Source organism: Protofrankia symbiont of Coriaria ruscifolia (assembly GCF_900634745.1).
Lineage (GTDB): Bacteria > Actinomycetota > Actinomycetes > Frankiales > Frankiaceae > Protofrankia > Protofrankia californiensis.
In genome coordinates, this window is sequence record NZ_CAAAFR010000036.1 from 116,255 (window position 1) to 124,281 (window position 8,027).

Sequence of the window (8,027 nt, forward strand, 5' to 3'; positions counted from 1 at the left end):
TGCAGATGTGTGACCGGGCGTGCAGACAGCCCTCATCCGGTCCGGCTTGTTGCGCGGTCAGGGACCGGGCCGGAACGTCGAGAAAAGTTGCCACATCAACGGAAGGTCGGTTTCCCAGCGGGAGTCCGCAGTACGCCAGTACAACGCGTAGCCATGGCCATTACGCACAAATCCGCGGTTGAGAACGTGCACCGTCTTCCCTCCGGATGTGTGAGTAAACTCCCAGTCCGCCTGGATCGCGCCGTTGCCGCCGTCACTTGCCGCGATCTTCACCCGCCGGTAGTCCGGCACCCGGGTGCGGACGTCGTCCTCGTGCGTCATCCAGTCCGCCAGCGCGGACGGATTCGCCTGCATGGTGATGTCGATGTGAAGGTAGGCGCCGGTTTGCGGATTGCTGAAGTTCCTTCCTTCGTTTCCGGGGGCGGGCCGTTCCTCCCAACCGTCCGGATAGGCGATCGACCAGCCCGACGGGGCGGAGTAGGTATGCCAGCCCAGTGGCGGGGTCACCGGTGTGGTGTCCGGTGGTGCCAGACCCGGATCTGCCGTGATCGGTGCGCCCGGCGTGCTCGCGGTGGATGACGCCCCGGTGGGAGCCGACGGGCCGGCAACCGTGCCCGTGGACGCCGGCTGCGGGCCGGCCTGGTTCGCGGCAACCCCGTCTGATGCCGCTCCGTCCACTTTCGGCCCGTCCGAACCCGACGCCAGTACTGCCCCGAGGACGATGGCGGTACCCGCCAGCATCGCCGCGAGGATCGCGGCGACCGTGGTCCGGCGCCGGCGGGTGGCGTGGGGACCTGCCGGTCGAGCCGGCGGTGGTGCGGCGGCTGCCTCGGCCGTCTCGGCTGTCTCTGCCGCTTTGGCTGTCTCTGCCGCTTCGGCTGCCTTTGCCGCTTCGGCCGTCCTTGCCGCTCCGGTGTGCGCGGGAGGAGCCTGATCGCGAACGCGTGACGACGCCGTGACCGTTGCCCCGGCTTCCTCAGCGGGGAGCGCGGCCGGCTGCCGGTCCGTGGCCACGGCGCTCACCGTTGCCGTGGTGTCGGCCGCCGGGGCGTCGGCGGGGCGTCCGGTTCGTGGGTGGCCGGCTTCGGGACTGTCGCCGGTGCCGGTGGCAGCCAGTGCTTTTCCCGCTGTCGGGTTCGTCCCGGTCGTCTGCCCGGGGCTTGTCCCGGCGGGGACGAACCCGACCGGGGTCACGCTCGGTGCCGTACCGGCACGACCCGCCGGCGCACGGGGGGAACGCTCCCGGTCGGAGTGGTTCACGCGCGGGCCGGACAGCCGGCGGGAGGTCTCCCGCTCGCTGACCTTCCGCAGCCGCCGCCTTGTCAGGGACAGCGACGGGCGCTCGGACGGATTCACCGCCATAAGATCATCAAGAATCGGCGCGAGGGCCCCTGCCAGCCGGAAGGGATGACGCCTGCCGTCGACAATCGCTGTCAGCGTCGCGATGGCGCTGTCGCGCTCGTACGGCGTACCACCCTCAACGGCGGTGAACAGGGTTGCGCCCAGTGCCCAGACGTCACTGCCCGGACCGCCGGCTTCCCCGCGAGCCCTTTCCGGGGCGATGTAGGAAGGTGAACCCAGCAGGACACCGGTACGGGTCAGGGTCGGATCCCCGGCGGACAGGGCGATGCCGAAGTCCGTCAGTCGGGCGCGCCTGTCCGCGCTGATCAGGACGTTTGCCGGTTTCACGTCCCGGTGGACGATCCCCGTCCGGTGTGCGGCCTCCAGGGCGTAGGCGAGGCTGATGCCGATCCGGGCTACCCGCTCACGCGGCAACGGTCCCTCGTCGCGGATGATCTCCGCCAGGGAGCGGCCGTCCACGAGCTCCATGACGATCCACGGACGGCCGTCGGCGTCGAGCACGTCGAAGACCGGGACGAGCCCGGGATGCTGGAGCCGGCCTGCCGAGCGTGCCTCGCGCAGCACCCGCTGGCGCAGGACCGCCCGCTCGTCGGCAGAGATCGACCGCGGGAGGCGGATCTCCTTGACGGCGACATCCCGCCGTAGCAGTTCGTCGGTTGCCGCGTACACCACACCGAAACCGCCGTGGCCGAGTTCGGCGCCGAGCCGGTAACGACCTCCAACAATCCGGCCGGAGCGTGCGTCCTGCCCGGCTTTCGACGTCACGTGGCGTTCCAGCGGCATCCGGCCATCTCACCTCCCCATGAACATCGCTCGGCCTACTTCATCACACGTCGGCTTCGTCGGCTTCATCGCGCACCGGCATGCTGCGAGCGGGGCCCGCCGGTGTCGCTGCGAGCGGGGCCCGCCGGTGTCACGACAGGCGCAGTCAGTGTCACGACAGGTGCCAGACGTACACGCCGGCGGAGAACTCCGGCGGCCGCCCGGCCAGCAACGTCACCGTGTTGAGGAGTGCGTCCGTGTGCTTCGCCGGGCCGAGTACGACCGCACGCACGCCAAGTCTGGCGAAGTCGTCGCGACCCTGGGTGATCTGCGCCGGGGTCACCGGGCCGGAGAACCTGCCGTTCTCGACGTCGTTCAGCAGCTGCGCTGTCACCGTCGGCTTTTTTCCGCCCATGTATGCTTTCCCGTCGCTTCCCGGGCCGATGAAGTAGCCACCCGGCATCGAGAAATGGAAGTCCGCCGCCGTCTGCCAGGCCAGCGCAGCGGTCTGCACTCCGGTCGGATACGGCAGGACCAGCACGTTGGAGCCTGCCGGAAGAGTTTTCACGGCATCGGTGGTGAAGAATGCGGGGACGTCGGGCGACCGTTCGACGGCGTACGGTCGAGGAATCAGCGGGAGAATACAGGCCGCGGTGAGGGCCACCGCTGTCAGCGGCCCGGCGGTGCCGAGCTGGGCAGGCAGGCGGTCCAGGACGAGGGCGAGCATGAGCCCGGCCATCAGGGCCGTGCCGAGGGAGAATCTGTTCGGCAGGGCGGAGTCGAAGACCGGAAGACCGGAAACCAGATTCCAGGGCAGCCGCAGGCCTGTTTCCACATTGTTGACCAGCAGCGTGCCGCCCAGCGACAGGACGGCCAGGACCGCGCCGGTGAGCCCGGCTATCCGCAACCGCAGATCACGAAAGCCCAGGACGGTGGCGGACACGCACACGATCAGTAGGGGCCAGCCGAGGAAGTTCATGTACTCCGGTGGACCGCCCGGGAACGCGGCCGCTCGCGCGGTCTGCGGGGGTGTCGCGAGCAACTGGCGCCCGGAGGGGACGTACAGGCCGGTCAGGTCGCTCTTGAAGAAATTTGCCAGGAACGGGCTGCCGTGGGCCCGCAACGATCCGAGGAACTGAACTCCTAGCGGCAGCCCGGTCAGCGCCAGGCAGGACGGGAAGGCCACTGCCAACGTCCGCAGCGGGCCGCCGGCCCGGCGGAGATACCCAGGTCGGCTCAGCAGCAGCAAGGCGATCGCGACAACGGCTGTCACCGCGGTGATGAACAGCACCTCTTCGCCGGTCAGCAGCTGCAGACCGGCTCCGACGCCCAGCAGCACGCCGGTTCGCAGCGGCCGGTGTGTCCCCCGGACGGTGTCCACGACAAGGCAGAGCAACAACGGCACGGCCGGCGCCAGAGCTATGCTCAGATGCCCTGTCCCGGCGGCGACGAGTGTCGGTGAGAAACCGTACACGAGCCCGGCGACGTAGGCTGCCGTGGCCCGTACCCGCAGTTTCCGTGCGAACAGGTAGGCGCCGAACGCGGAAAACGAGAACGCCAGTACGGCAAGCAGGTTGTAGGAGGCCACCGGCCCGGCGGCCCGGGTCAACGGTGTCAGTAACAGGCCGGGAAACAGAACGGATGTGTTCCACAGCGCATTTATTCCCTCCGGTGCGTTTGCCAGGTGCGTGACGAAGGGATTCGCCGGGCTTGTAACGGCATGCGCGGTATGCGCCAGCCACCAGCAGTACAGACCGGTGTCGTTCGGATTACCGGCGATGATGTTCCGGGTCGGATCGGACCACACCCGGACGGTCAGCAGCAGGGCCAGCAGGAGGTAACTCGACCCGACCAGCAGATATGACCTGAAGCTCGTGCGCTGCCGTGCACCCGCCCGGCTCGCCGTGCCGGCGGGTGCGGTGAGTGCTGTGACCGGCGTCGCCCGGTGGACGGTCGCCGGCGTGGCGGTATCCCCGGTCGCAGGAGTGTTCGTGCCGACGGGGTCCAACGCATCCTCCTGTGACCGACAGCATGAGAGCGCGGCGGTGCCATCCGTCCACCGGGACGCCGCTCGCTGATCGAACGCCCTGCCCTCGGTCGTCTTACCCTGTGAATCAGCATCATTACATCTGCCGCTGCCGGCGCCGTCTCAACAGTTGGCTCCCGGACGGTCGTCATTCCGACACCGTGACCTGGCTGAGGGAGGCATGCTGACCTCTGACGAGTCCGGGCGGAGGAGGTGTCGCATGGTCGGGGCGACCGGCACTGCGGGTGGTACCGCGACCGGCACTGCGGGCGTGCCCATGGCGAGTGCCGTCGACTGGGAGCGGCTACGGGTCGAGGCGACCCGAGTGGCGGCCCGCGCGTACGCCCCGTACTCGCGGCTGCGCGTCGGCGCCGCCGCGGTGGTCGACGACGGCCGGCTGGTCGTGGGATGCAACGTCGAGAACGCGTCCTATGGCCTCACGCTGTGCGCCGAGTGTGTGCTGGTAGGGGCCTTACACGCCTCCGGGGGCGGTCGGCTGGTCGCGTTCACCTGCGTGGACGGTGCCGGCGCGCCGCTCGTGCCCTGCGGCCGGTGCCGGCAGCTTCTGTACGAGCACGGCGGCCCGGATCTCCCGGTGGCGGTGGCCGGTGGCCCGTGTCGGCTGGGGGATCTTCTCCCGGACGCCTTCGGCCCCGCCGATCTGCCGCCGCCGGGTACCCGCGATGCTGATACGGCCCAGGATGAGGGTGACAGTCCGTGACTTTTCACATCATCGACCTTATCCGGACGAAACGGGACGGCGGCCGGCTGCCCGATGAGGCCGTGGACTGGCTGATCAACTCTTACACGGCGGGAGCCGTCGCCGACGAGCAGATGGCGTCCTATCTGATGGCCGTGCTGTGGCGTGGCATGCAGCCTGCGGAGCTGTCCCGCTGGACCGCGGCGATGGTCGCGAGCGGCGAGCGGCTCGACCTGTCCGGGCTCGGCCGCCCGACCGTGGACAAACACTCCACCGGCGGTGTCGGCGACAAGGTCTCGCTGGTCCTGGTGCCGCTGGTGGCGGCCTGTGGTGCGGCGGTGCCACAGCTTGCCGGGCGCGGGCTCGGTCACACCGGCGGGACCTTGGACAAGATGGAGGCCATCCCCGGCTGGCAGGCGTCGTTGTCCTCCGAGCGGATGCGGTCGGTGCTCACCGACGTCGGCGGGGTCATCGCCGCTGCGGGCGCTGGTCTGGCGCCGGCGGACCGGAAGCTGTATGCGTTGCGGGATGTGACCGGCACGGTGGAATCGATCCCGTTGATCGCGTCGTCGATCATGAGTAAGAAGATTGCCGAGGGGACGTCCGCCCTGGTACTGGACGTCAAGGTCGGCTCGGGCGCCTTCATGACGGCCCAGGCGCAGGCCCGTGCGCTGGCCGAGACCATGGTCATATTGGGTGATGCGGCCGGTGTACGCACGGAGGCGCTGCTGACGGGCATGGACGCCCCACTCGGGCGGACTGCCGGAAACGCGCTCGAGGTCGTCGAGGCGGTGGAGACCCTGCGCGGTGGCGGCCCGGCCGACCTGGTCGAGGTGACGGTCGCGCTGGCCAGGCGGATGCTCGTGCTTGCCGGGCTGGAGGGGGGCCCGGACCCGGCGGACGTCCTTGCGGCGGGCAAGGCGTACGACGTGTGGCGACGGATGGTCACCGCGCAGGGTGGCGATCCGGACGCGGCCCTGCCGGTGGCCGGGCACGTCGAAACGGTGCCCACGCCCGTGACCGGTTTCCTGTGCTCTCTGGACGCGCGCGCTGTCGGCCTGGCGGCCTGGCGGCTGGGGGCGGGCCGCTCGCGCAAGGATGACGTGGTGTCGGCGTCCGCGGGCGTGCGATGGTTCGCAAGCCTCGGCGAGCGGGTTGTCGCCGGGACGCCGCTGCTGCAGCTGCACACCGACGATCCGGCCCGGATGGCTTCCGCCCTGGAGGCGCTCACGGACGCCGTCGAGATCGCGGACACGCCGCCGGCCGCCCAGCCGCTCGTCCGCGGCCGCGTCCACCTGTAGCCCCCGCTGAACAGGGGCTTATTGGTAGATCCTCGTCCCGGCTCGCCGATCGAACGCAGGATCTGAAGCTAGTTCCTTTACTTTCGGATATATCTTCGGACGATGACTGCGTCCGTGACGCCCCTGCCCGCCGTGGACGCCATCCGGCGGGTACCCAAGGTGCTGCTGCACGACCACCTCGACGGCGGGCTGCGACCGGCGACCGTCGTCGAGCTCGCGGACGAGGTGGGATACGACGCCCTGCCCACCACCGATGCGGACAAGCTCGCGACCTGGTTCCGCGGCGGTGCTCACAGCGGGTCACTCGTGCGTTATCTGGAGACCTTCAGCCACACCGTCGGGGTGATGCAGACCGCTGACGCGCTCGCCCGGGTCGCCCGCGAGTGCGCCGAGGATCTTGCCGCCGACGGCATCGTCTACGCCGAGGTCCGCTTCGCCCCCGAGTTGCACGTTCAGCGGGGGCTGGCGCTCGACACGGTGATCGAGGCCGTCATCGACGGGTTCCGGGCCGGCTCGTCCGGTACCGGGCTGAAGATCCGCGCCCTGCTGACCGCGATGCGTCACGCGGCCCGGTCGCTGGAGATCGCCGAGGCCGCCGTGCGATGGCGGGAGCGGGGAGTCGTCGGTTTCGACATCGCCGGGGCCGAGGCAGGCTACCCGCCGACCCGTCACCTCGACGCCTTCCAGTTCATGCAGCGGGCCAACGGCCACTACACGATCCATGCCGGGGAGGCGTTCGGGCTGCCGTCCATCTGGGAGGCTCTGCAGTGGTGCAACGCAGACCGTCTCGGCCACGGCGTCCGGGTCACCGACGACATCGCCGTCGACACCGATGCGAACGTGACCCTCGGGCAGCTGGCCAACTATGTCCGGGACGTCCGGGTGCCGCTGGAGATGTGCCCGACCTCCAACGTGGACACGGGCGTGTGCGCGAGCATCGCCGAGCATCCGATCGGGCTGCTGCGCAGGCTCCACTTCCGGGTGACGGTCAACACCGACAACCGGCTGATGAGCGGGGTGACGCTGTCGAGCGAGTTCGCCGCGTTGGTGGAAGCCTTCGGTTACGGATGGTCGGACATCCGGTGGTTGACGGTGAACGCGATGAAGTCGGCGTTCATCCCGTTCGACCAGCGCCTGGCTCTCATCAACGACGTGATCAAGCCTGGATTCGAGGTGCTGTGCCACGATGAGTGACCCATCGGCCCGTACCGCTGAACCGGCCGAACCGGGCGGCTCCGGCCAGGCCGTCGCGTCGGGCGGCACCATGACCGGGCCGGACGGGCGCTCACGCTGCCCGTGGGCGCTGTCCGCGCCGGAATACCCAGAATACATTGTCTACCACGACGACGAATGGGGACGCCCGGTCCGCGACCGCGTCGGGCTGTTCGAACGTCTCAGTCTGGAAGCATTCCAGTCCGGTCTTTCCTGGCTCACCGTCCTGCGTAAACGGGATGCTTTCCGGGCCGCGTTCGCGAATTTCGACCCGATAGCCGTCGCGGCGTTCGGCCCGGCCGACGTCGAGCGGCTGGTGGCGGATGCGGGAATCATCCGCAACCGCCGGAAGATTATCGCGACGATTACCAACGCCCAAGCGGTCCTGGCCCTGGATGTACCGTTCGAGGAGGTGGTCTGGTCGTTTCGGCCCGTGGTCACGACAGTGCCGGTGGTCACGGCGGACCTGCCCGCATCCACGGCTGAGTCGGCGGCGTCGCCGGCACCATTGACACGGGCGGCGCTCCCGCCCCGAACTACCTGACGGCGCAGGCCGCAAGGTGGTCGTTGACCAGACCACATGCCTGCATCAGCGCATAGGCTGTCGTGGGACCGACAAAGACGAAGCCGCGGGTTTTCAGCTCCGTTGCCAACGCCGCCGACT

7 protein-coding genes are annotated in these 8,027 nt (G+C 69.4%); 4 read left to right on the forward strand and 3 right to left on the reverse strand.

The window, feature by feature from the left end; genetic code table 11:
• Positions 1 to 57: 57 nt before the first annotated feature.
• Both CV1CTNOD_RS04985 and CV1CTNOD_RS04990 read right to left on the reverse strand, forming a co-directional pair.
• Positions 58 to 2,145 (reverse strand): serine/threonine-protein kinase, encoded by a 2,088-nt coding sequence (locus tag CV1CTNOD_RS04985; protein ID WP_131784973.1) that lies wholly within the window; start codon positions 2,143 to 2,145, stop codon positions 58 to 60.
• 151 nt (positions 2,146 to 2,296) lie between these two features.
• Positions 2,297 to 4,132, reverse strand: a complete 1,836-nt coding sequence (locus CV1CTNOD_RS04990) for a hypothetical protein (RefSeq protein WP_131784974.1) — start codon at positions 4,130 to 4,132, stop codon at positions 2,297 to 2,299.
• 295 nt (positions 4,133 to 4,427) lie between these two features.
• Between CV1CTNOD_RS04990 and CV1CTNOD_RS04995 the strand changes: the two genes are divergently transcribed.
• From CV1CTNOD_RS04995 to CV1CTNOD_RS05010, 4 genes are all read left to right on the forward strand, one after another.
• A complete protein-coding gene (locus tag CV1CTNOD_RS04995; RefSeq protein WP_131785030.1) occupies positions 4,428 to 4,871 on the forward strand; it encodes a cytidine deaminase in 444 nt (147 codons plus the stop codon).
• Positions 4,868 to 6,151 (forward strand): thymidine phosphorylase, encoded by a 1,284-nt coding sequence (locus tag CV1CTNOD_RS05000; RefSeq protein ID WP_131784975.1) that lies wholly within the window; start codon positions 4,868 to 4,870, stop codon positions 6,149 to 6,151. The genes CV1CTNOD_RS04995 and CV1CTNOD_RS05000 overlap by 4 nt, the downstream gene beginning before the upstream one ends.
• Before the next feature lie 102 nt (positions 6,152 to 6,253).
• The gene (locus tag CV1CTNOD_RS05005) at positions 6,254 to 7,345 is read left to right on the forward strand and encodes an adenosine deaminase (RefSeq protein ID WP_131784976.1); all 1,092 of its coding nucleotides are present in this window, start codon (positions 6,254 to 6,256) and stop codon (positions 7,343 to 7,345) included.
• Entirely contained in the window at positions 7,338 to 7,907 is a 570-nt protein-coding gene (locus CV1CTNOD_RS05010; RefSeq protein ID WP_347402893.1) for a DNA-3-methyladenine glycosylase I, read from the forward strand. The genes CV1CTNOD_RS05005 and CV1CTNOD_RS05010 overlap by 8 nt, the downstream gene beginning before the upstream one ends.
• Here CV1CTNOD_RS05010 and CV1CTNOD_RS05015 read toward each other — a convergent pair.
• On the reverse strand, positions 7,900 to 8,027 hold a 128-nt coding region (locus CV1CTNOD_RS05015; RefSeq protein ID WP_165485315.1), incomplete at its 5' end, for a DNA-3-methyladenine glycosylase I. The two genes, CV1CTNOD_RS05010 and CV1CTNOD_RS05015, sit on opposite strands and share 8 nt — an antisense overlap.